The organism is Nitrobacter sp. (genome assembly GCF_051535235.1).
GTDB lineage: Bacteria > Pseudomonadota > Alphaproteobacteria > Rhizobiales > Xanthobacteraceae > Nitrobacter.
On the sequence record NZ_JBPPLZ010000005.1, the window covers coordinates 91774 to 114835 of the forward strand.

Annotated in this window: 22 protein-coding genes; 7 read left to right on the plus strand and 15 right to left on the minus strand. The window is 63.1% G+C overall.

Annotation, left to right across the window (positions count from 1 at the left end; genetic code table 11):
- Positions 1 to 43 precede the first annotated feature (43 nt).
- The 4 genes from ACS3WA_RS08830 to ACS3WA_RS08845 form a co-directional block, all read right to left on the minus strand.
- On the minus strand, positions 44 to 397 hold the full coding sequence (locus ACS3WA_RS08830) for an MAPEG family protein (RefSeq protein WP_438278160.1): 354 nt from the start codon (positions 395 to 397) through the stop codon (positions 44 to 46).
- 35 nt (positions 398 to 432) lie between these two features.
- Positions 433 to 1050 carry a hypothetical protein gene (locus ACS3WA_RS08835; RefSeq protein WP_438278161.1) on the minus strand — a complete coding sequence of 206 codons (618 nt, stop codon included), beginning with the start codon at positions 1048 to 1050 and terminating at the stop codon, positions 433 to 435.
- Positions 1051 to 1183: 133 nt separating this feature from the next.
- Positions 1184 to 2680 (minus strand): IMP dehydrogenase, encoded by a 1497-nt coding sequence (gene guaB, locus ACS3WA_RS08840; protein WP_438278162.1) that lies wholly within the window; start codon positions 2678 to 2680, stop codon positions 1184 to 1186.
- Positions 2681 to 2861: 181 nt separating this feature from the next.
- Positions 2862 to 3110 carry a hypothetical protein gene (locus ACS3WA_RS08845; protein WP_292609916.1) on the minus strand — a complete coding sequence of 83 codons (249 nt, stop codon included), beginning with the start codon at positions 3108 to 3110 and terminating at the stop codon, positions 2862 to 2864.
- Positions 3111 to 3228: 118 nt separating this feature from the next.
- Here ACS3WA_RS08845 and ACS3WA_RS08850 point away from each other — a divergent pair, with 118 nt between their 5' ends.
- Entirely contained in the window at positions 3229 to 4701 is a 1473-nt protein-coding gene (locus tag ACS3WA_RS08850) for a DHA2 family efflux MFS transporter permease subunit (protein ID WP_438278163.1), read from the plus strand.
- Between the two features lie 29 nt (positions 4702 to 4730).
- Here the strand turns inward: ACS3WA_RS08850 and ACS3WA_RS08855 are convergent, their stop codons facing one another.
- Positions 4731 to 5417, minus strand: coding sequence for an RlmE family RNA methyltransferase (locus ACS3WA_RS08855; protein WP_438278164.1), 687 nt, complete (start codon positions 5415 to 5417; stop codon positions 4731 to 4733).
- Positions 5418 to 5755: 338 nt separating this feature from the next.
- Positions 5756 to 6820 carry a Ppx/GppA phosphatase family protein gene (locus ACS3WA_RS08860; protein ID WP_438278165.1) on the minus strand — a complete coding sequence of 355 codons (1065 nt, stop codon included), beginning with the start codon at positions 6818 to 6820 and terminating at the stop codon, positions 5756 to 5758.
- 247 nt (positions 6821 to 7067) lie between these two features.
- Between ACS3WA_RS08860 and ACS3WA_RS08865 the strand changes: the two genes are divergently transcribed.
- The 4 genes from ACS3WA_RS08865 to ACS3WA_RS08880 all read left to right on the plus strand — a co-directional run bounded on the left by ACS3WA_RS08865 (position 7068) and on the right by ACS3WA_RS08880 (position 10648).
- The gene (locus ACS3WA_RS08865; RefSeq protein ID WP_438278166.1) at positions 7068 to 7538 is read left to right on the plus strand and encodes a YaiI/YqxD family protein; all 471 of its coding nucleotides are present in this window, start codon (positions 7068 to 7070) and stop codon (positions 7536 to 7538) included.
- Positions 7539 to 7542: 4 nt separating this feature from the next.
- The gene (locus ACS3WA_RS08870) at positions 7543 to 9357 is read left to right on the plus strand and encodes an ABC-F family ATP-binding cassette domain-containing protein (protein WP_438278167.1); all 1815 of its coding nucleotides are present in this window, start codon (positions 7543 to 7545) and stop codon (positions 9355 to 9357) included.
- An 85-nt stretch (positions 9358 to 9442) separates the two neighbouring features.
- Positions 9443 to 9994 carry a hypothetical protein gene (locus ACS3WA_RS08875; protein WP_438278168.1) on the plus strand — a complete coding sequence of 184 codons (552 nt, stop codon included), beginning with the start codon at positions 9443 to 9445 and terminating at the stop codon, positions 9992 to 9994.
- Between the two features lie 114 nt (positions 9995 to 10108).
- Positions 10109 to 10648, plus strand: a complete 540-nt coding sequence (locus tag ACS3WA_RS08880) for an RES family NAD+ phosphorylase (protein ID WP_438278298.1) — start codon at positions 10109 to 10111, stop codon at positions 10646 to 10648.
- Positions 10649 to 10812: 164 nt separating this feature from the next.
- Here the strand turns inward: ACS3WA_RS08880 and ACS3WA_RS08885 are convergent, their stop codons facing one another.
- From ACS3WA_RS08885 to ACS3WA_RS08925, 9 genes are all read right to left on the minus strand, one after another.
- Positions 10813 to 12054 (minus strand): NAD(P)/FAD-dependent oxidoreductase, encoded by a 1242-nt coding sequence (locus ACS3WA_RS08885; RefSeq protein ID WP_438278169.1) that lies wholly within the window; start codon positions 12052 to 12054, stop codon positions 10813 to 10815.
- 68 nt (positions 12055 to 12122) lie between these two features.
- A complete protein-coding gene (locus tag ACS3WA_RS08890; protein WP_438278170.1) occupies positions 12123 to 12602 on the minus strand; it encodes a MaoC family dehydratase in 480 nt (159 codons plus the stop codon).
- Between the two features lie 3 nt (positions 12603 to 12605).
- Positions 12606 to 14339 (minus strand): AMP-binding protein, encoded by a 1734-nt coding sequence (locus ACS3WA_RS08895; RefSeq protein ID WP_438278171.1) that lies wholly within the window; start codon positions 14337 to 14339, stop codon positions 12606 to 12608.
- Complete coding sequence (gene mmsB, locus ACS3WA_RS08900; protein WP_438278172.1) at positions 14339 to 15235, minus strand: 3-hydroxyisobutyrate dehydrogenase; 897 nt, start codon at positions 15233 to 15235, stop codon at positions 14339 to 14341. Before mmsB ends, ACS3WA_RS08895 begins: the two co-directional genes overlap by 1 nt.
- Before the next feature lie 27 nt (positions 15236 to 15262).
- Entirely contained in the window at positions 15263 to 16336 is a 1074-nt protein-coding gene (locus ACS3WA_RS08905) for an enoyl-CoA hydratase/isomerase family protein (RefSeq protein ID WP_438278173.1), read from the minus strand.
- Positions 16333 to 17478 (minus strand): isobutyryl-CoA dehydrogenase, encoded by a 1146-nt coding sequence (locus ACS3WA_RS08910; protein ID WP_438278174.1) that lies wholly within the window; start codon positions 17476 to 17478, stop codon positions 16333 to 16335. Before ACS3WA_RS08910 ends, ACS3WA_RS08905 begins: the two co-directional genes overlap by 4 nt.
- Positions 17479 to 17491: 13 nt before the next feature.
- The gene (locus tag ACS3WA_RS08915) at positions 17492 to 18985 is read right to left on the minus strand and encodes a CoA-acylating methylmalonate-semialdehyde dehydrogenase (RefSeq protein ID WP_438278175.1); all 1494 of its coding nucleotides are present in this window, start codon (positions 18983 to 18985) and stop codon (positions 17492 to 17494) included.
- Positions 18986 to 19076: 91 nt separating this feature from the next.
- A complete protein-coding gene (locus ACS3WA_RS08920) occupies positions 19077 to 20246 on the minus strand; it encodes an acetyl-CoA acetyltransferase (protein ID WP_438278176.1) in 1170 nt (389 codons plus the stop codon).
- 222 nt (positions 20247 to 20468) lie between these two features.
- The gene (locus ACS3WA_RS08925; protein WP_438278177.1) at positions 20469 to 21071 is read right to left on the minus strand and encodes an SET domain-containing protein; all 603 of its coding nucleotides are present in this window, start codon (positions 21069 to 21071) and stop codon (positions 20469 to 20471) included.
- A gap of 483 nt (positions 21072 to 21554) precedes the next feature.
- On the opposite strand from ACS3WA_RS08925, the gene ACS3WA_RS08930 reads away from it, so the two are divergent.
- Both ACS3WA_RS08930 and ACS3WA_RS08935 read left to right on the plus strand, forming a co-directional pair.
- Positions 21555 to 22385: a class I SAM-dependent methyltransferase gene (locus ACS3WA_RS08930; RefSeq protein ID WP_438278178.1), complete on the plus strand. Its 831-nt coding sequence runs from the start codon at positions 21555 to 21557 to the stop codon at positions 22383 to 22385.
- Positions 22386 to 22506: 121 nt separating this feature from the next.
- A complete protein-coding gene (locus ACS3WA_RS08935) occupies positions 22507 to 22977 on the plus strand; it encodes a hypothetical protein (protein WP_438278179.1) in 471 nt (156 codons plus the stop codon).
- Positions 22978 to 23062: the final 85 nt, after the last annotated feature.

The following is a 23062-nucleotide window of genomic DNA, read 5'->3' on the forward strand; positions in this document are numbered from 1 at the left end:
TGCGCAGCGCGAAATAAATCCACATCGCCATCAGCACCACCACTCACGCCATTCCCCGCCGCGGGACGTTGTTCGATGTCACAAAGATGCCGGCATGGACGAACCGTGTGAGGACAAATACCCACGACAGCACGACGATGACAAGGTCGGCGTGACGCAGCGGCAATGCCAGCGCGATCAGGACATAAAACAGCACCGGCACTTCGAACTGGTTGCTGAAGCAGTTCGCGATCTGGGTGGCGCGCACCGACCAGTTCGGTTCGCGAAGCGCGATGTCCCTGAACCGGGTCTCGCCGGACCTCAAAGACCTCGTCCGCGCGACCGCCATCCCCAACAGCAATGCGAACGCGAGCCCGATGAGCACGAACACCGGCAGCAGCACCATTTGAACAGACATTGATTAGCCCCGCTCCCCGGCGGCGAAACAACCCATCAAGCCGCAATCCTGGCCAGAACCTTGTCGAAAGCCGCCGCTGCGCTCTCCAGATCATCGAACATGAGGCCGCCGTCGGCCGACTGCTTCTGGCCGTGGTTGTCGCGGATGGCATCGATCGGCTCGCCGCGATCGAGCATCGATTGCGGCGCGATCACGAAGAACTTGTGTTCCGAAACGTCCTGATCCTTGGGCAGGAATACGCCGAGCGAAACGATATCGTTGCCGCGCCGATAGGAGATATAGCGATCGATGGCGACGAAACCGGCGCGCTGCAGTCCGCCGAGCTTGGCCTGTCCGTCGCTGCCGACGAGCTTGTGCGCGCGAAAGCCCTTCACGCCCGCCGACTTCGCCTTCGCGGTCTCCTCCGACAGATCGTATTTCTCCGCCATGCGCCTGCCCACGCCGGCAAGCTGCGCCGACATGTCGCGCTCGAAATCCTTCAACTCGGTGCGCGGCTTCGCGGCCTTGCGCGGCTTCAACGCATTGCGCTTCTCGAGTTCCGTCTGGCATCGTGCGACGAGATCCTCGACCGACTTGCGCTCCGCATTGGCAAGCAGGTTTTTCAGGTCGGAATCCGAAAGCGCTGCGATCCTGTCATCCGTCCAATCGATCATGTTCCAAATTCTCGTCTGAATGGACCCGTGATGTCATTCCAGGAAAACGACGCAACCACCCGAAGCAGAGTTGCACAACAAGGACAGTAACGGGTTTTCCCGCCTCCGTGCGGCTCAAATTGGGCGATCTTCGTCAGGCGGCGCCCGGATAGTTCGGGCTTTCGCGCGTGATCGTGACATCATGCACGTGGCTCTCGCGCAAGCCCGCGCCGGTGATGCGGACGAAACGCGCCTTGTCGTGGAATTCGGCGATGTTGCGCGCGCCGACATAGCCCATGGCCGCGCGCAAGCCGCCGGCGAGCTGGTGCATGACGTTGCCGACCGGCCCCTTGTAGGGCACCTGCCCCTCGATCCCCTCGGGCACGAGTTTCAGCGTATCCTTGATGTCCTGCTGGAAATAGCGGTCGGCCGAGCCGCGCGACATTGCGCCGACCGAACCCATGCCGCGATACGCCTTATAGGAGCGGCCCTGCCACAGATACACCTCGCCCGGCGTTTCGTCGGTGCCCGCAAGCAGCGAGCCGACCATGACGATGTCCGCGCCGGCGGCGAGCGCCTTGGCGAGATCGCCGGAATACTTGATGCCGCCGTCGGCGATGACAGGCACGTCGGCCTTCCTAGCCGCATCGACCGCATCCATGATGGCGGTGAGCTGCGGCACCCCGACGCCGGCGACGATGCGCGTCGTGCAGATCGAACCCGGGCCGATGCCGACCTTGATGGCGTCGGCGCCGGCATCGATCAACGCCTGCGCGCCTTCCGTGGTGGCTATGTTGCCGGCGATCACCTGCACCGCGTTCGACAGCCGCTTGATGCGGTTGACCGCATCCAGCACGCGGCTGGAATGACCGTGCGCGGTATCCACCACGATCAGGTCGACGCCGGCGTCGATCAGACGCTCGGTGCGCTCGAAACCGCCTTCGCCGACCGTGGTCGCCGCCGCGACGCGCAGCCGGCCCTGCGCATCCTTGCAGGCCAGCGGATGTGCCACCGCCTTCTCCATGTCCTTGACGGTGATGAGACCCACGCAGCGATATTGGTCGTCGACGACCAGCAGTTTCTCGATGCGGTGCTTGTGCAGCATCCGCTTGGCTTCTTCCTGGTTGACGCCCTCGCGCACCGTCACGAGATTTTCATGCGTCATCAGTTCGGAAACTTTCTGGCGCGGGTCGGTGGCGAAGCGGACGTCGCGGTTGGTCAGAATGCCGACGAGCCTGCCCGGCGCGGTCGCGCCGCCGCCGGTCACCACCGGAATGCCGGAGAAGCCGTGATCGCTCATCAGCGCCAGCGCGTCGGACAGCATCGCGTCGGGACCGATGGTCAGCGGATTGACCACCATGCCGGATTCGAATTTCTTCACCTGCCGCACCTGTGCGGCCTGCCCTTCCGCATCGAAGTTGCGATGGATGACGCCGAGGCCGCCGGCCTGCGCCATGGCGATCGCCATGCGCGCTTCGGTGACGGTATCCATGGCCGACGCCATGATCGGGATATTGAGCGGAATGTCGCGGGTCACGCGGGAGCGGATATCGGCCTCGGAAGGCAGGATATCGGACGCGCCCGGCTTCAGCAGCACGTCATCGAACGTGTAGGCTTCCTTGAGTTCCTGAAATCCGTTTGCACGCGCCATCGCCAACTCCATTGAGCGGCATGGGCGCCGCGAAACCTGTCAGGATGGAATGAGCCGGCCAGCGACACCTTGGCGTCGCCGTCGAATCGAGTTCCATCGGCTGGGTTGGCGGTGGTCGATAGCACGGCAGCCTCTGGAATCAAAGCGTTTGGCAGCCGTGCCGCAGGTTTTCCTGGAACGCTCAGCGCGGAAAGCCGGGCGGCGGCCCGTGCTCCCGGATCGCATCGACCACCTCGCGGTGCCGGCGATCCTCCCGCTTCATGTGGACCGCGATCAGCGCGTGGGCGGAGGGCACCAGGAGCAGGATATGGAAAACCAGCCCGAAAATCGCGCAAAACACGATCAGGATCACGTTCAAGATGGCCGAGAACGGCTGCCCGTTGAACAACAGCCCGATCGGCGGCAGCAAGGCGGCAAGCACGTAGATCATGGTTTGGCCTCCCAAAACTCCACCAAGCATTTAGGAAGGTCTTCCCGCCGCGCAATAGGCGCTGGCCCCAATCGGTGCTACAGCCCCTTCCCCGTCCGCCTGCTCGCGTGCAGCCCGCATGACCAAGGAACGCCTGATCCCGCTGATCGTCGCCGCCGCGCTGTTCATGGAGAACATGGACTCGACGGTGATCGCGACCTCGCTTCCCGCGATCGCCGCCGATATCGGCACCAGCCCGCTGACGCTGAAGCTCGCGATCACCTCGTATCTTTTGTCGCTCGCGATATTCATTCCGGCGAGCGGCTGGACCGCGGACCGGTTCGGCGCGCGCACCGTCTTCAGCGTGGCAATCGCCGTGTTCATGATCGGCTCGATCGGCTGCGCGCTGTCGTCGTCGGTGACGGATTTCGTGATCGCGCGGACCCTGCAAGGATTGGGCGGCGCGATGATGACGCCGGTCGGCCGCCTGGTGCTGCTGCGCTCGATCGACAAGAGCGCGCTCGTCAACGCGATGGCGTGGGTGACGGTGCCCGCCCTGGTCGGGCCGGTGGTCGGCCCGCCGCTCGGCGGCTTCATTACCACCTATTTCTCGTGGCACTGGATCTTCCTGATCAACATCCCGGTCGGTCTCATCGGCATCGTGCTGGCGCAACGGTTCATCGATCCGATCCGCAGCGAGAAGCCCGAACGCTTCGATCTCTACGGCATGGTGCTGGCCGGCGTCGGCGTCGGCGGCATCGCCTTCGGTCTGTCCGTCGCCGGTCTCAACCTGCTGCCATGGACGGTGGTGATCGCGCTGATCGGCCTCGGCTCGATCTCTATGGCGCTTTATGTGATACACGCCAGGCGTACCGACTCTCCGGTGCTCGATCTGACGCTGCTGCGGCTGACGACGCTGCGCGCCAGCATCTACGGCGGCTTCCTATTCCGCCTCGGCGTCGGCGCGCTGCCGTTCCTGCTGCCGCTTCTGATGCAGATCGGCTTCGGCCTGTCGCCGTTCAGTTCGGGACTCGTGACATTTTCTTCGGCCGTCGGCGCCATGGGCATGAAGACGCTTGCCGCCCGCATCATCCGCGCCTTCGGCTTCCGCAACATCATGACCGTCAACGCGGTCGTCAGTTCGGCCTTCCTGGCGGCCTGTGCGCTGTTCACCGTCACCACGCCGCTGCTGCTGATCATGATCATTCTCGTGGTCGGCGGCTTCTTCCGCTCGCTGCAATTCACCGCGATCAATACGCTGGCCTATGCCGACGTCGAGCCGGAACGGATGAGCCGCGCCACCACGCTGGTCAGCGTCAATCAGCAACTGGCGATTTCGGCGGGCGTCGCGCTCGGCGCCTTCTCGGTGGAGGCCACGATGGCGTTCCATCACAGCACGGAACTCACGGCCGCGGATTTCGGCCCCGGCTTTCTCGTGGTCTCGGTGCTGGCGGCGATGTCCACGTTTTATTTCTTCAGGATGCCCGCCGATGCCGGCCATCAGGTATCGGGGCGGCGCATGGTGGTGATCTCCGATCCCACCCGCGAGTCCGAGGCCGAGGAAGAAGCCGCCCGCGAGACCGTCACCGCGCGCGATCAGAAACTGAGCTGAAGCCTGCGAGGCAATTGGTCAGCCGTGCCTCATGCGTCGGCCAGCCTACGAAACCCCGTCGCCATCACGTAACGTTCTGATGAGTCCTGCCGGCTCGCGGCCGGCTTGACATGGCGGACCGTGCGGTAATCGCGTTTGAGTTGCGCCAGCAGATCGGCGTCCGCTCCGCTCTGAAACACCTTCGCGATGAACGTCCCTCCGGGCCGCAGCACGTCAGCCGCGAACGCCGCCGCGCTCTCCACCAGACCGACGATCCGAAGCTGGTCGGTCTTGCGATGACCCGTGGTGTTGGCCGCCATGTCGGACAGCACGACATCCGCACCGCCTTCCATCATCATGTTCAGCTTTTCGGGCGCCGCGGCATCGAGAAAATTGAGCCGGGCGAACGTCACCCCGACGATCTCCGGCATCTCAAGAAGATCGATGGCGATCACCTTGCCCTTGCCGTCGGCAGCGCCGACCCGCCGGGCCGCGACCTGGCTCCAGCCGCCGGGCGCCGCGCCGAGATCGACCACCGCCAGACCGGGTTTCAGGAAATGATACTTGTCGTCCATCTCGATCAGCTTGTAGGCGGCGCGCGATCGCCAGCCGTCGCGCCTGGCCTGCGCGACATAGGGATCGTTGAGCTGCCGCTCCAGCCAGAGTTTGGACGAGAGTTTCCGCTTGCCGCCGGTCTTGACGGTCACGCGCAGCCGGCCGGTGGTGTCTTTCGCCATGTCTAACCGTCGTGCCGGCGCCAGAGCAGTACATCTTCAAATGGAAGCGCGACTCGTCGTCGTTGCGAGCGAAGCGAAGCAATCCAGTCCTTACTTAAAGCATCTGGATTGCTTCGTCGCTTCGCTCCTCGCAATGACGAGAATAGAGACGAGAACAGAGCCCCCGATTCTATCAAAACCGGAATGGCCCTAAAGCGCAATGCGCGTCTTCGCACAGAAGTCGCGCGGGTTCCACGTCTTAGCCAACATCCGCTCTACAAGAAAGGCGTGGATGGCCGGCATAGGCGAAAGAAGCGGCCGTTCCTTGAACAGCTATGTCCCGGCCACAACAAAAACAGTCAATTCAGTTGAATGACGCCGTCCTCGCGCATCATCTCAACCAGCATGCCCTCGCGCAGGCCGCGATCCGCCACCCGCAGCCGCGGCAGCGGAAAGGCCCGCCGAATGGCATCCAGAATGGCGCACCCGGCCAGAACCAGATCGGCGCGCTCGACGCCGATACAGCCGTTGGCCACCCGCTTTTGATAATCCATGCCGCACAGCCGTGCGATGGCTTGGGTGATTTCGATGTCGTTCATCCAGATACCGTCGACCTTGCGGCGGTCATAGCGCGCAAGACCGAGATGAAGGCCGCCGAGCGTGGTCACCGTACCCGACGTGCCGAGAAGATGCATCCCGTAGAGATTGAAGCCATGCTCGGCGGCAAACGCGCCAAGGTTGGCCGTGACTTCCTCAATCATCGCTGTATAGGACTGCGGCGTCACGTCATGTCCGCCAAAGCGCTCGGCCAGCGTCACGACGCCGATCGGAATCGACATCCATGCCTTGGTATGCGGATCGCCGCCTTCGCGGTCGCGTTCGATCCGGACCAGTTCCGTCGAACCGCCGCCGATGTCGAACAGGATCGCGCCGCGCGCTTTCGGATGTATCAGCGGCGAGCAGCCGACCACAGCGAGCGCGGCTTCCGTCTCCCGATCGATCACCTCAAGCTCGATGCCGGTCGCGGCGGCGACACGGCTGCGAAAATTCTCGGAATTCGACGCCGCCCTGCACGCCTCCGTCGCGATCAGCCGCAGCCGGTCTGCTTTCCTCGCACGCATCTTGTCGCGGCACACGATGAGCGCGGCGATGGCGCGTTCGATCGCCGCCTCGCTGATGCACCCGGTGGACGAGATGCCTTCGCCCAGCCGGACGATCCGCGAAAACGAGTCGATCACGCGGAAGCTCCCGTTTGCCGGGCAGGCAATCAGCAAACGGCAGTTGTTGGTGCCGAGATCAAGCGCGGCGTAAACGCCGGCGCCGTCGACCGGCGATTCGCCGAGGGCTCTTGCCATGGTCGTGGCTGGTTCCTGCGGACTGCCGCGCGGCTCGGGGTCAGCGCGACACAGCGTATCGTCATTCATGAAATCGTCTTTCCGCGGGGGCAAACTTCAATTCGGAATACCCGCTCAACGAGCAATGCCTTTTTCACGGAAAGTTTAGCAGCGCAGCCCGCCAGTGCAACCGGCCTCATCCATCCGGATAGCCGCCCCTTCCCCGACGGAGGGGCTCGATAAGCTATCGCACTGCAAAAAAACCGGTGTCGCAATCTTCCGTGATATGGAGTAACACGCGGCTGCCACGACGCTCACAAAGCCCGATGACCCGCCGTTGACCTCCATCCGTATCTACGTTGACGCCGACGCCTGCCCCGTGAAGGACGAGATCTATCGCGTCGCCGCGCGCCATGGCCTGCCGGTCAGCGTCGTCGCGGGCGGTTATATCCGCGTACCCGACGATCCCCTGATCGAACGCATCGCCGCCGGGCCCGGCATGGATGCCGCCGACGACTGGATCGCGGCGCGCGCCGGCACGAGCGATGTCGTCGTCACGGCGGACGTCCCGCTGGCGAGCCGCTGCGTCAAGGCGGGCGCCAGCGTGATCGCGCCGAACGGAAAGCCGTTCACGGAACAGTCGATCGGCATGACGCTGGCCGTCCGCAACCTGATGACCGACCTGCGCGCGAGCGGCGAGGTCACCGGCGGCCCGCGCTCGTTCCAGCCGCGCGACCGCTCGGCGTTCCTGTCGGCGCTGGACCAGGCCATTCGGCGCATCCAGCGCGCGCATACGCAGCAGGGCTGAGACGATGGCGCCGCCCCTGATCCAGTTGAAGGATATCGCGCTGACGTTCGGCGGCACGCCGCTGCTGGGCGGCGTGGAACTCACGGTGTTCGAATCCGAGCGGCTCTGCCTGATCGGCCGGAACGGCTCCGGCAAATCAACGCTGCTGCGGATCGCCGCCGGCCTTGCCGAGCCCGACAGCGGCAGCCGCTTCGTGCAGCCGGGCGCCACCGTGCGCTATCTGCCGCAGGAACCGGATTTCGACGGATTCCAAACCACGCTCGCTTATGTCGAGGCCGGGCTCGGCCCCGGCGACGACCCCTATCAGGCGCGCTATCTGGTCGAACAACTTGGCCTCACCGGCGAGGAAGACCCCGCGCATCTCTCCGGCGGCGAAAGCCGGCGCGCGGCGCTGGCGCGGGTGCTGGCGCCCTCGCCCGACATCCTGCTGCTGGATGAACCAACCAACCATCTCGATCTCACGACCATCGAATGGCTGGAGGGAGAACTGGCGTCCCGCCGCTGCGCGCTGGTGCTCATCAGCCACGACCGGCGCTTCCTGTCCAACCTCTCGCGCAGCACAGCGTGGCTGGATCGCGGCCATATCCGGCAGATCGACCGCGGCTTCGCGAAATTCGAGGAATGGCGCGACGAGGTACTGGCCGAGGAAGAGCGCGACCAGCACAAGCTCGACCGCAAGATCGTCGCTGAGGAACACTGGCTGCGTTACGGCGTCTCGGGACGGCGCAAGCGCAACGTCAAGCGGCTGGCGGGCCTGCACGAACTGCGCCGGCAACGACGCGACTATCGCGGCACCGCCGGCAGCGCCAACCTCGCCGCGGCGGAGGCCGACAAATCCGGAAAGCTCGTCATCGAGGCGAAAGACATCGGCAAGTGTTACGGCGACCGGAAGATCGTCGACAACTTCTCGATCCGCATCCAGCGCGGCGACCGCATTGGCATCGTCGGCCCCAATGGGGCCGGCAAAACCACATTGATCAATATGCTCACGGGAGCCGATGCGCCCGACAGCGGCACGATCCGGCTCGGCGCCAACATCGAGATGGCGACGCTCGACCAGCACCGCGAAAGCCTCGACCCGAAATCGACGCTGGCGGAAGCGCTGACCGGCGGGCGCGGCGATCACGTCATGGTGGGCGGCACGCCGAAGCACGTCGTCAGTTACATGAAGGATTTTCTGTTCGCGCAGGAGCAGATGCGCACGCCGCTCGAAGTGCTGTCGGGCGGCGAGCGCGGACGGCTGATGCTGGCGCGGGCGCTGGCCAAGCCATCCAACCTGCTGGTGCTGGACGAGCCGACCAACGACCTCGACCTGGAAACGCTCGACGTGCTGGAAGACATGCTCGGCGACTACGAGGGCACCGTGATCCTGATCAGCCACGACCGCGACTTCCTCGATCGCGTCGTGACCTCGGTGATCGTTCCCGAAGGCGATGGCCGCTGGATCGAATATGCCGGCGGCTACACCGACATGCTGGCGCAGCGCGGCGCCGACCTGAAACGCGAGGCAACGCGATCTGCGCCGGTGCCCGAGGCAGAGCGCCCGGCGAAAGCGGCGCCTACGGCCTCGCCCGGCAAGCGACGCCTTACCTTCAACGAAAAACACGCGCTGGAGACGCTGCCGAAATCCATTGCGAAACTTCAGGCCGAGATTGCAAAGCAACAGCAGCGCCTGGAAGACCCGAACCTCTACGCGACAGATCGCGCGGCCTTCGACACGATCTCGCTCGCGCTGACCAGAGCGCAGGAAGAGTTGCAGCAGGCCGAGGATCGCTGGCTGGAGCTGGAAATGCTGCGAGAGGAGATAGAGGGAGTTTGAGTGCTAGTCCGCTTTGGGTCGCTTGATTGTCACCTGTCATATCTCGATAGCGGATCGCCGAGTTTGCGAGGAGAGTGACGGTGTCATGATAATAAGCCTTAACGGATGGCCCGGCGTTGGGAAGCTTACGGCGGGACTCGAGCTTGCCGACATTTTGAAAGGCAGGCTGCTGGATAGCCACACGTTATTTAATGTGGCGATTACCCTGACCGATTACCGTAGTACAGAATACTATGATGTAGCTCGCAGGGTGCGCAACATAGCTTTTGAATACGTCTTACGATTGCCCTCCGATATCCCCGTCATCTTGACAAATGTCATCGCAACCGGAGGACCGAGTGACTTCGCGGAAGAGCATTGGCAAGCGGTTTGCCGCCTTGCCCGCGATCGGAAATGTCCTCTTTACTCGGCCACCCTTGATTGCGCGCCTGACGAGCAAGTTCGTCGAATGGCTTTGCCATCACGACGGGCGCACAAAAAATTACTGAAACCTGAAATAATGCCTGAGCTACGGCAAACGCGATCCCTCTTCGACGATGGTGCAGACTATAGAAACAGATTTGATAATACCGATAGCGATCCGCACGCGACAGCAGTGGAGATTGCATCGTGGGTTCGCGCTACTTTGCCCCGATGAGTTGTCAACCGAACGTTCGTTCGAGCGCGTCACCCTTTCCGCCATGCTACATACGTGTGAAGGATGGGACCCGGAATTTGGCGGGCGCTTCCTCCGCTTGGGACTGACTGAATGATGAATGCAAGCGAATTAAGGCTACGGACGGTTGTCGGCTCATTCTATCGGTCTGTTCTAGCTGATCGAGTAGGTGATGTGCTGGCACCCCCGAGGCCAGAGAGTGCGGGCCGCTATCATCGTCCGGGACAAGCTACGCTCTACATGAGCCCTAAATTGGAATGGGCGATGATCGCGGTGTCAGGCTACATCCGTGAAGACGGTTGCCAACGTGTCGTAGTGCCATTGATGGTAAGCGAAGCCCATGTGTTCGATCAGCACGACGATGAAGCCTGCCGTATTCTGGGTATCGACCGCGATCTTTCGAATGCACAATGGCGGACAGCCTTTGAAGCCGGACTGGAATCACCGTCGTGGCACAATGCAGACGCAGTGCGTGCGGCTGGCGCAGACGGCATCATTGACCGCTCACGCATGATCCCGGGTGGATGGCACGTCAACCTATTCCGCTGGAACGGACTCGGCGGCCCGTCAGTCGAGGTTGCCGGTGATCCCGTCGCGATCCAGCTTTCGACCGATGGTCCAAAATGGGGTTTATAGCTGGTCTATAAGTGCATCTGGCCTAGCGCAGGATCGCTCCTACCATTGCTCAACCCGCATGAAGAATGGCCAAAGTATTCCGCATCGGCAAGCATGCGGCAAAGCAAAAGCGCGGCTGTGGTGTTTGGGCTGGATCATATGCGGTAGCGGGCTTGCATTTCGACCTAGCTCGACTTACGCCGCAGCCATTTCAGCGCGCCGCGCCCGGCCGCGGCACCTGTCGCAAACGATGCCTGCAGCAGATACCCGCCAGTCGGCGCTTCCCAGTCCAGCATTTCGCCGGCAGCGAACACGCCCGGCAGCAGGCGGATCATGTAATCATCATCGAGCTCGCTGAACGCGATTCCACCCGCGGACGAAATCGCGCGCGCGATCGGCGCTACTCCGGTCAGCACCACGGGAACGGCACGGATCAGCGCCGCGAGCGCCGGCGGCGGCATCGACGCTGCGCTAACGCCGCCCGCTCTCGCTGTTTCCTGCAACAGGCCGATCGCAACGGGCGAAAGACCGGCAGCCTTGCGCAGCCAGTTCGAAACGGATTGCTTTCCGCGCGGTGCGCTCAAACGCGCGGTGAGTTCTTTTGTCGCAATATCAGGCCGAAGATCGATATTCAGCACGGCGCTTCCCGACGCGTTGATGTGTTCGCGCAGTATCGCCGAAAGGGCGTAGATCGCGCCGCCCTCGATGCCGCCACGAGTGACGAGGACCTCGCCGCGCATGGTGTGCGAACCCAACGATAATACGACATTCTTCAGCGGCAGACCTTCGAAACGATCGCGAAAAACGTCGCTCCACACCACGCTGAACGCACAATTAGCCGGTTGCAGCGGCGAGACAGTAACCCCCTTGCCTGCGAGATATTCGATCCACGCGCCGTCCGAACCGAGTCGCGGCCAGCTCGCGCCGCCGAGCGCCATGATCGTCGCGTCAGCCGCAACCGCGCGCTTGCCTTCAGGCGTCTGAAATTCAAGGCGACCATCGCGATCCCAACCACCCCAGCGATGCCGCAGCGCCAGCGCCACACTGAGCGAATCGAGCCGGGTGAGCCACGCGCGCAGGAGCGGCGACGCCTTCAGCGTTTTCGGAAACACCCGCCCGCTCGATCCGACGAATGTCGGCTGTCCGAGATCGTCGGCCCACTTTCGCAAGGCCTCCGGCGAGAACGCATCAATGGCGGATTGCAAATGCGACGCCGCCGCGCCGTAGCGCGCGAGAAATTGCGGCAGCGGCTCGCTGTGCGTCAGATTGAGTCCGCCGCGGCCCGCCATCAGGAATTTGCGGCCCGCGGACGGCATCGCATCGAACACGGTCACGCGCACGCCGCCTTTCGCAAGAACCTCTGCAGCCATCAGGCCGGCGGGACCGGCGCCGATAATCGCGGCTTGGACATGGAGAACCTCAGGCATGCGATGGGTATGCCTGACTCAACCGCGTACCGCCATAACCCATAACGTCACGACGCAGCCGTAGGCCGTCAGGAAAAGTGCAGAACGGCGAGCCAGTCGGCGACCAGCGCCGACCGCTTCCCGCCCTCGATCTCGACGCTGACGGCGGTGCGCGACAGCAGTTCGCCGGGTTTGCGAAGCGTCGCCTCGGTCAGCATGAAGCGGCCCCGGACACGGGAGCCGGACTTGACCGGCGAGATGAACCGGAGGCGGTCGAAGCCGTAATTGACTCCCATGGTGACGCCCTCGATTCGCGGCATCACCTCGTATGACATGACGCTGAGCAACGACAAGGTCAGGAATCCATGTGCGATGGTGCCGCCGAACTCCGTTTCGCTTCCCGCCCGCTCGGGATCGAGATGAATGAACTGATGGTCCTCGACCACGTCGGCATAGGCGTCGATCCGCTTCTGGTCGATCAGGTGCCACGAGGAAACGCCGGTCTCCTGCCCGACCATCTGCCGATAGACATCGAGCGAAACCGGCGCGGTCTTCCAGACGTCATTCACGATTCAGATCTCCGCAGCTTTCGATTTCAGCGCTTGAAGCTCCGGAAAATCCTCTTCACAAAATTCCACTCCGCGCAACGCGTCGCCACGATCGTTGTCGCGCTCAAGGCGGCGAAGCTGGACGCGGCGAATCTTCCCCGAAATCGTCTTCGGCAATTCAGTAACGAGTTCGAGCTTGCGGATGCGCCTGAACGGCGCCATCCGCTCGGCCATGTGCCTGAAGATCGACAACGCGGTTTCGCGCGATCGCTCCGCGCCGCCGACCAATAGAACGTATGCTTTCGGGATTGCCAGCCTGATCGGATCGGGACTCGGCACCACGGCGGCTTCCGCCACCGCATCGTGTTCGAGCAGAACGCTCTCCAGTTCGAACGGGCTGATGCGATAGTCGGACGACTTGAACACATCATCCGATCGGCCGACAAATGTGAGATAGCCGTCGTCATCGACGAACACCACGTCGCCGGTGCGATAAAGATCGCCATCGGCGCCGCTCAGTTGGCCCCCCTCGCCCTGATAGCCCTGCATCAGGCCGGCCGGCCGATCCCCGCCCAGCACCAACGTCACCTCGCCCTCTCTGGCCGGATTGCCGTCCGCGTCGATCACCTTCACCTTGTAGCCCGGCATCGGCCGCCCCATCGAGCCGATCTTGACCTTCTGCCCCGGCGAGTTGCCGGCGAGCGCGGTCGTCTCGGTCTGGCCGTAGCCGTCGCGTATCGTCAAACCCCACGCCGACTTCACCCGATCGATCACCTCCGGGTTGAGCGGTTCGCCCGCGCCGCAGACTTCGCGCAGCGCGACCTTGAAGTCCGACAGCTTCTCCTGAATGAACAATCGCCACACCGTTGGCGGCGCGCACAACGTCGTCACGCCGCAGCGCCCGATGGTCGCCAGCAGACCCTTTGCCTCGAAGCGCGGCTGGTTACAGATGAAGATGGTTGCGCCTGCATTCCAGGGCGCGAAGAAGCAGCTCCAGGCATGCTTGGCCCATCCCGGCGAGGAAATGTTCAGGTGGACATCGCCGGGCTTCAGTCCGATCCAGTACATGGTGGACAGATGGCCGACGGGATAGCTGCGTTGGCTGTGCCGCACCAGCTTCGGCTTCGCCGTGGTGCCCGATGTGAAATACAACAGCATCGGGTCGTCGGCATCCGTCGCGCCATCTGGCTTGTAGCTCTCCGGAAAATCGTTCGTCGTCTCATAGGGCAGCCAGCTTGTGTGCGACGTCGACGAGGCGACGACGATGCGTATCAGACCCTCGCCACCGAGGCTTGCGAATTTCGTCACCTGATCCTGCGTCGCGACGACAGCTTTGACGCCGCCGCGATCGAGGCGGTCGCGCAATTCATCGGGCGTGAGCAAGGTCGTCGCCGGGATAATCACGACGCCGAGCTTGATGCAGGCCAGCATGGTCTCCCACAGCGGAACGACATTGCCGAGCAGCAACAGCAGGTGATCGCCGCGCTTCAGGCCCTGCGCTCGCAGGAAATTCGCAACCTGGTTCGAGCGCCGCGACATCGCCTCGAACGTCACCTTGGTCTCGATCCCGCCGGCGGCATCGACGATCCACAGCGCTGCCCGGTCCTTGCTTGCCGGTTCGGTCGCGAGAGTGGCGTCGAACCAGTCCAGCGCCCAGTTGAACGGACCGGGGTCCGGCCATTTGAAGCCGTCGACGGCGGCATCGTAATCTGTGCGATGCCGCAGCAGGAATTCGCGCGCCTCGGCAAACGTCGTCATCAGCCGCCCCTGTTGTCGGCAAGGGCGCGAATGTGGCGGATGATGCCGGAGAAATCGACGCCACCGTTTCCGGCTGCAGCGAACGTCTTGTAAATGTCCCGCGCATGCTGTCCGAGCGGCGTGACTGCACCAACAGAGGTCGCCGCTTCCTGCGCAAGCGTCAGGTCCTTGAGCATCAGCGCCGACGCGAAGCCGGGCTTGTAATCGTTATTGGCCGGCGACGACGGAACCGGACCCGGCACCGGACAATAGCTCGTCAGCGACCAGCACTGGCCCGACGAGGTCGAAGCGACGTCGAACAACGCCTGGTGCGACAGGCCGAGCTTTTCCGCCAGCGCAAAGGCTTCGCCGACCGCGATCATCGAGATGCCCAGAATCATGTTGTTGCAGATCTTGGCCGCCTGCCCCGCGCCGGCATCGCCGCAATGAACGATCTTCTTGCCCATGGCTTCGAGAATCGGCTTCGCCGCCGCGAATGCCTTATCCTCGCCGCCAGCCATGAAAGTCAGCGTCGCGCCCGTGGCGCCGCCGACGCCGCCCGAAACCGGCGCATCGATCGAAAGCAACGACGCCTTCCTCGCCAGCGCGTGGGCCTGCCGCGCGCTTTCCACGTCGACGGTCGAACAGTCGATCATCAGCGCGCTCTTCGCGACGGAAGGAACGATATCGGTCCACACCGACACCACGTGCTTGCCGGCCGGCAGCATAGTGATGACAACGTTCGCATCCTTCACCGCACTGCTCGCGCTATCGGCGACCCCTACGCCATTCGCCTTCGCCGCATCCGTCAGCGCGGGGACCAGATCGAAACCGATGACATCGTGGCCGGCCTTGACCAGATTGGCGGCCATGGGCCCGCCCATGTTGCCGAGACCGATGAACGCAATGGTCGACATGCTCACCCTCCGATCGAGGTTTCTTCTCTAGTCGAATACAAGCTCATCCGCGCCGATACTGGCAAAATAAGGCGCAATCATTTCCGGCGTAACCTCCTCGATCCGCGGCGGCGACCATTTTGGCTCGCGGTCCTTGTCGATGACGGCCGCTCGAATGCCTTCGCGAAAGTCGTCGCTCGCAAACACCGCGAGCGCTGCGCGATATTCACGCGCGAGACATTCCTCCAGCGTGGCCGACGCGCGCGCGAGCCGCAACAGCTTGAGCGTCACCACCAGGCCGCGCGGTGATTTCTCGTTCAGCGCCTTGAGCGTCGAACGTGCGAGCTCCGATCCGTCACGATGCAGGGCCGCGACGATATCGTCCATTCGACCATGGGCGAACCACGCATCGATCCGCGGCCGGATGGCCGCAACGGGGCTTGTCGCTTCGCCCGTTGCAAAGCCCGCGATCGCGGCTCTCACGCGGGCCGAATCGGCGCTGGCGCCGAGATCGAGCAGCGCCTCGCGAAGCGCGGCAAGTTTTCGCGACGGCACGACGGCATCGGCAAAACCGGCGTAGATGGCATCCGGCCCGGTCATGGGCTGGCCCGTCAGCCCGAAATACGTGCCGGTTTCGCCCGGCGCGTGCGACAACAGCCAGGTGCCGCCGACATCCGGAAAGAAGCCGAGACCGACTTCCGGCATGGAAAGCCGTGTTCTCTCGGTGACGACACGGTGCGCGCCATGCGCCGACAATCCGACGCCGCCGCCCATCACGATGCCGTCCATGAAAGCGACATAGGGCTTGGCGAGTTTCGCAATCCGCGCGTTGAGGAGATATTCCTCGCGCCACAAAATCCTGCCGAGGTTGCTTCCCTCGTTCGCGCTATCCCAGAGCGTGCGGATATCACCGCCCGCGCACAGGCCGCGCTCGCCCGCCCCCTCCAGCAGAATCAAACCGACGGCGGGGTCGCTCTCGAACTCGTCCAGCGCTCTGTCGATCCCGCGGAACATCTCCAGCGTGACGGCATTGATCGCCTTCGGTCGATTGAGGCGAATGACGCCCGCGCCTCCCTCGCGTCGTGAAATCAGATCCGGCCCGTCATCAGAAAAACCCTTCATCTTGCGCCCTCGATCAACTTGCGCGACACGATCAGGCGCATGATCTCGTTGGTACCCTCGAGAATCTGATGCACGCGCAGATCGCGCACGATCTTCTCGATTCCGTATTCGCTGAGATAGCCATAGCCGCCGTGCAGTTGCAGCGCCTGATTGGCGACCTCGAATCCGACATCCGTGGCGAATCGCTTTGCCATCGCGCACAGCATCGCGGCGTCAGTATCATGCCGGTCCAGCGCGGCGGCGGCGCGCCACAGAAACGTCCGTGCCGCTTCCAATTCGGTGGCCATGTCGGCGATCTTGAATTGCAGAGCCTGGAATTCGTCGAGCCGCTTGCCGAACGCCTTGCGCTCCTTCGTGTAGGCAAGCGCCTTGTCGAGTGCCGATTGCGCGCCGCCGAGCGAACAGGCGGCGATGTTCAGCCGCCCGCCATCGAGGCCGGCCATCGCGATCCTGAAGCCGATGCCTTCGTCGCCGATGCGATTGGCGACCGGCACGCGCGCATTCTCGAAGACCACCGCGCGGGTCGGCTGCGCGTTCCAGCCCATCTTGCGCTCGTTGGCCCCGAACGAAACGCCCGGCGTGTCGCGTTCGACCACCAGCGTCGAAATGCCGTCCGGCCCGTCGCCGCCGGTACGAACCATGGTGACATAGATGTCGCTTTGGCCCGCGCCGGAGATGAACTGCTTCTGCCCGTTGAGCACGTAGTGATCGCCGTTGCGCACCGCGCGTGTCCGCAACGCCGCCGCGTCCGAGCCGACACCGGGCTCGGTGAGGCAGTAGCTCGCCAGCATGTCCATGACGCAGAGTTTCGGCAGCCATCTGCGCCGCTGCTCATCCGAGCCATGGGCATCGATCATCCACGCGGCCATGTTGTGGATCGAAATGAACGACGAGACTGTTGGACAGCCCTGCGCCAGCGCCTCGAAGATCAGCGCGGCATCGAAACGGCTCAGCGCCGAACCGCCGACATCGTCGCGGATGGTGATGCCGCCGATACCCAGCGCCGCCGCTTCGCGCATCACATCGATCGGAAAGTGCTTCTCCTCGTCCCACTTCAGGGCGAACGGCGCGATCTTGTCGGCCGCGAATGCGCGCGCCATGTCGCGAATGGCGACCTGATCCTCGGTGAGCGCGAACTGCATGCGTGGCTGCCGATCACTTGCTGTGGAACGCGAACTGCGTCCCTTCCTTGACGCCGGAGGGCCAGCGCGAGGTCACGGTCTTGGTCTTGGTGTAGAACCGCACCGAGTCGGAGCCGTACTGATTGAGGTCGCCAAAGCCCGAGCGCTTCCAGCCGCCGAAACTGTAGTAGGCGACCGGCACCGGGATCGGCACGTTGATGCCGACCATGCCGACCTGGACCCGGGAGGCGAACTCGCGCGCGGCATCGCCGTCGCGCGTGAAGATCGCGACGCCGTTGCCGTATTCATGCTCGGACGGCAGCGTCACCGCTTCGTCGAAATCCTTCGCCCGCACCACTGACAGCACGGGGCCGAAAATCTCTTCCTTGTAGATCCGCATGTCCCTGGTGACATTGTCGAACAGACAGCCACCCATGTAGAAGCCATTTTCGTAACCCTGCAGCTTGAAGCCGCGGCCGTCGACTGCGAGCGTCGCGCCTTCCTTGACGCCGATCTCGACGTAATCCTTGACGCGCTCAAGCGCCGCCCTGGTGACGAGCGGCCCGAAGTCGGCGGACGCATCGGTGGACGGACCGATCTTCAGGTTCTCGACGCGCGGAATAAGCTTTTCCATCAGGCGATCGGCGGTAGCCTTGCCGACAGGTACCGCGACCGACACCGCCATGCAGCGCTCGCCGGCCGCGCCGTAGCCCGCGCCGACCAGCGCATCCACCGACTGGTCCATGTCGGCGTCCGGCATGATGATCATGTGGTTCTTGGCGCCGCCGAAGCATTGCGAACGTTTGCCGGCCGCCGCCGCCCGTGAATAGATGTAGTGCGCGATCGACGAGGAGCCGACGAAACCGACCGCCGAAATATCCGGGTCGTCAAGAATGGCATCGACCGCCTCCTTGTCGCCGTTGACGACATTGAGAATACCCGGCGGCAGACCGGCCTCCAGCATCAGTTCGGCCAGCCGCATCGGCACGCCGGGATCACGCTCGGAGGGTTTCAGGATAAAGGCGTTGCCGCAGGCGATCGCCGGCGCGAACTTCCACATCGGGATCATCGCCGGGAAATTGAACGGCGTGATGCCGGCGACGACCCCGAGGGGCTGACGCATCGAATAGCTGTCGATGCCGGGACCGGCGTTCTCGGTGAAGCCGCCTTTCATCAGTTCGGGAATGCCGATGGCGTATTCGACAACCTCAACGCCGCGGAAGATGTCGCCCTTGGCATCGGGAATGGTCTTGCCATGTTCGCGTGCGAGCAGCTCGGCCATCGCGTCGTTGTCGCGCGCCATCAGTTCGAGAAACTTCATCAGCACGCGGACACGGCGTTGCGGATTGGTCGCGGCCCAGGCCGGCTGCGCCGCCTTGGCGTTCTCCACGGCCTCGCGCATTTCCGCTTTCGACGCCAGCGCGACGGTGGCCTGCACATCGCCGGTCATCGGTTGATAAACGTCGGCGAACCGCCCGGACCTGCCGCTGACAGTCTTGCCGCCAATAAAATGTCCGATGGTGCGCATGTTTCCTCCTGGCGGGTCCGCAAGGTCGTCCGTGCATCCTGACCTGTATCTTCAGGTCTTGAAAGAGTTTCCGTGCGCAACCGTTTACTCGTTACCTGGCGGGCTCCAGGATCGAGACGTAGTTCGCAACAGCCGTACCGCCCATGTTGAAGATACCGGCGAGTTTCGTGTCGCTGATCTGCATGCCCTCCGGCGCTTGGCCTACGAGTTGCATCGCGCTCATCACATGCATGGAGACGCCGGTGGCGCCGATCGGATGGCCCTTGGCCTTGAGGCCACCGGACGGATTGATCGGCAGCTTGCCCTCCTTACCTGTCCAGCCTTCCTTGATGGCACGCGCGCCCTGCCCCTTCGGCGTCAGGCCCATGGCTTCGTATTCGATCAGTTCGGCGATGGTGAAGCAATCATGGGTCTCGACGAACGAGAGATCGGACAGCGTCACGCCAGCCGTCGCGAGCGCCCGCTGCCAGGCCACCGCGCAACCCTCGAAATCGAGAATGTTGCGTTTCGACATCGGCAGGAAATCCTGCGCGTGCCCGGTCGCGCGAATGGTCACCGCCTTGCGCGCGGTTTTCGCCGTCTCCGCATCCATCAGCACCAGCGCGGCCGCGCCATCCGACACCGGCGAACAGTCGGTGCGCTTCAGCGGTCCGGCGACGAACGGATTCTTCTCGCTCTCGGAGCGGCAGAAGTCGTAACCGAAATCCTTGCGTATCTGCGCGTAAGGGTTGGCGACGCCATTCCTGTGATTCTTTGCCGCGATCATCGCCAGGGCGTCCGACTGGTCGCCGTATCTCTGGAAGTAGGCCTGCGCGATCTTGCCGAACACGCCGGCGAAGCCGCCAGGAGTATCGCCGTCCTCGGGCAGGTAAGAGGCGCGCAGCAGATTGCGGCCGATCTCGGGACCGGGCGTGCGCGTCATCTGCTCGACGCCGACAACCAGCACGATCCTGGCCGCGCCCGAGGCGATGGCGCGGATACCTTGATGCACAGCCGCCGATCCGGTGGCACAGGCGTTCTCCACCCGTGTCGCCGGCTTGAAGCGAAGTGCCGGATCGGCCTGCAAGACAAGCGAGGCGGTAAAATCCTGCGGCGAGAAGCCGGCGTTGAAATGCCCAAGCACAATCTCGTCGACGTCGCGGGCGGCAACGCCGGCATCGGCCAGAGCTTCGGTCGCCACCCTCACCACGAGGCTTTCAACGGTTTCGCTGTCGAGTTTGCCAAACGGCGTATGCGCCCATCCGACAATGCTGGCGGTCATGGTCGTGCTCCCATGCGGCCTGTTATCTCCGGCCAATTACACGCCCACATATAGTCTCTCGGCAACACCGAGGTCAGGGGGATCGCGGAATTTCCATCCCGCCACAGCGGATCACAGCGGCCAAAACGGCGCGACGTCACCGTCGGCAAAAGCCACGCCGCCCATCATAAGCCCGCCGCGATCCGCGCTGTAGGGGGTATTCCGGACCGGACTGGATCAGGATCAACGTGACGGCTTGGACCGTTTTTTTGCGGTGCCGGTTTTTACAGCCGCCGATCCGGTCTTGGTTTTTCTTGTAACGGAACCGACCGCCTTATGGCCATTGAGCTTGCGGCCGCGTGCGGCTGCAGTCCGCTTTTCGGCCTTCGCTTTGAGGCGCTTCTTCTCCTCGCGCGCCGCAGCCCGCAATTTCCTGCGTTTTTTCTCGCACGCCTCGCACTTGCACCCGATCGGCTTCAGGTACTCCTTGAAGTAGTCGGTGCCGTAGTCGTAATTGATCTCCTCGCCGGGCGCGATGTCCTTGATGGCGCGGATATCGACACGCCGCTTTTTCTTGCGAACGTCGGATTCCGCATTCGGCTTGCAGGAATGGTTGATGTAGCGCGCGACGTTCTTGCGCACCGAACCGTCGATGGTCCAGCGGCTCGTGATCTGGAACAGATATTTGTTCTCGACCGCGTCATCCTTTTTCTTGTTGCAATCGAGGAGCGGCCCGAAATACCGGATGATCTTCGTGCCCTTCTTGATCGGTTTGGTGGCGAAGAGGCCGAGCCCGGTGCGAGAGCGGCCGATTCGATAAGGCTTGTTCGGAGAAATCTCGGGCATGGTCGGCTGAACTAATGCTCTGGCGAACTGGAGGAATCACAGACATCCTGTTTGCCATGATTCCGCAGGCATTGTCAGGGGGTTCGCCTTCCCGATCGGACCTTCCCACGGTTTTACAGGAGGATGCGTGGATTGACAGGCGTTTCCAACGCTGCGCCCGGCTCCGATAGCTATCGCGCCGCAACAGGGCAACGCCGCAACGATGAAGCCCTTGAAGAGCTCGCGCTGCGGTGAGAAGCCGCACTTTCATTGTCCATGCTGTCTCGATGCCGCAACCATCACACTCCGGCGGGTTTATCTTCGCTTTGGTTTCTGCGATAAGAAATTCGCGCCAAACGCGCGGCCGTTGAACTTTTGGAAAAGGATGAAGCATTGCTGAAGGCGGAATTCTCACAGATTAATCAAGCGAAAGCAGTCTTTGACGATATCTACATCCAGGATGATCCGAGGTCGTATTTCTCGGTCCTCGGCGATCTCGACTATATGATCACGGATGTAGCCGAGCCCGTTATTCGCCAGATTCTATCCGCCAAGGCTTCTGCCGCCAATGCTGAACCCGTCGTCCTCGACGTCGGCTGCTCCTACGGCATCAATGCCGCCGTGCATCGATTCCCGCTGACATTCGGAGGTTTGCGCCACCGCTATGCCCGGCGCGAAATAAAGGCGATCAGTTCCGAAGAGCTGATGCGGCTCGATTACAATTTCTATGCAAGCTGGCCCGATCACGGGCTCGCCCGCTTTATCGGCCTCGATGTTTCAGCGCCGGCCATCCGCTATGCGACGCGCGTCGGGCTTCTCGATCAGGGCGTCGTCGCCGACCTCGAAAACGAAGCGCTTTCGGCGGAAAGCGCGCGCATTGTCCGGCCCGTCGATGTCATCATGTCGACGGGCTGCATCGGCTATGTGACGGAGAAAACATTCAGCAAGCTTCTCGATGCGACGGAGAAGAAACCGTGGATCATTTCTTTCGTGTTGCGAATGTTTCCTTACGAGGCGCTCGCGAAAACATTCGCGCAACGCGGCCTGGTCACGGAACGGCTGAGCGGCGTGACCTTTGTCCAGCGCCGTTTTCGCGACGCCGAGGAGTTCGAGAACAGCCTGGCAACCCTTGCAGCCGCGCAGATCGACCCCACCGGCCTGGAGTCCGAAGGATTGCTTCATGCCGATTTGATCCTCTCGCGGCCGGAGGCTGATGTCCAGGCCGCGCCGCTTGACGAGATCGTAACGGTTGCCAGCGGACGAGGACGCCCGATCGCGCCGCGTTATGTTCACGTCGAAAGCAACGATGGCCCGCGGGTGACGCTGGAGCCCTGAATCGTGCCCTCTTTGGCCCGGCATTTCCGGAATATGTCGCGGGGAAGACGGTTTGGGATCCGAATGCGATTTCATCACCACGCGTCAACCAGCTTGATTGTTCCGTTTGGAGATCCCTGAAATGACAAGCCTGCGCCGCTGCCTCGCCGCCAGCCTCTGCCTCGCCGCCGCGATGGCCTTCTCCCCCTCGCCGGCGCGCGCCGACCGGTGCGACGATCTCGCCGCCCAGCTCAGGGGCCAGATCGACGGCCTGCATGTCGGCAAGACCGCCGCCAATGCGATCTTCCTGTCGCATCCCGCAACCAAACAACTGATCCTCGGTTGCCCGAACCGCAAGTTCACCAACGAGTTGATCGCAGGCACGGACAGCCGCAAGCCGAAGCCCGAGTTTTACGATCTGGTGGCGCAAGCCTCCGCCATCATCTTCACGATTCCGAAGGCCGACACGCTGAAAGGCGTCACCCGCTGCATCAAGCGCATGGGTCTATTGCACGGCGACGACGTTCGGACGCGCTATCGGCGACTGAACATGCATTGCACCCGCACCAGGACAAGCGCCGCCATCGCCGTGTCCCGCGGCAACGATGAGTGAACAAGATGCCGGTTCCAGGCCGCCCTGGAACTGCGCGCGGTCGGATTCGTTGTCGGCCATGACCGGATGCTGATAGGCTGCTCGC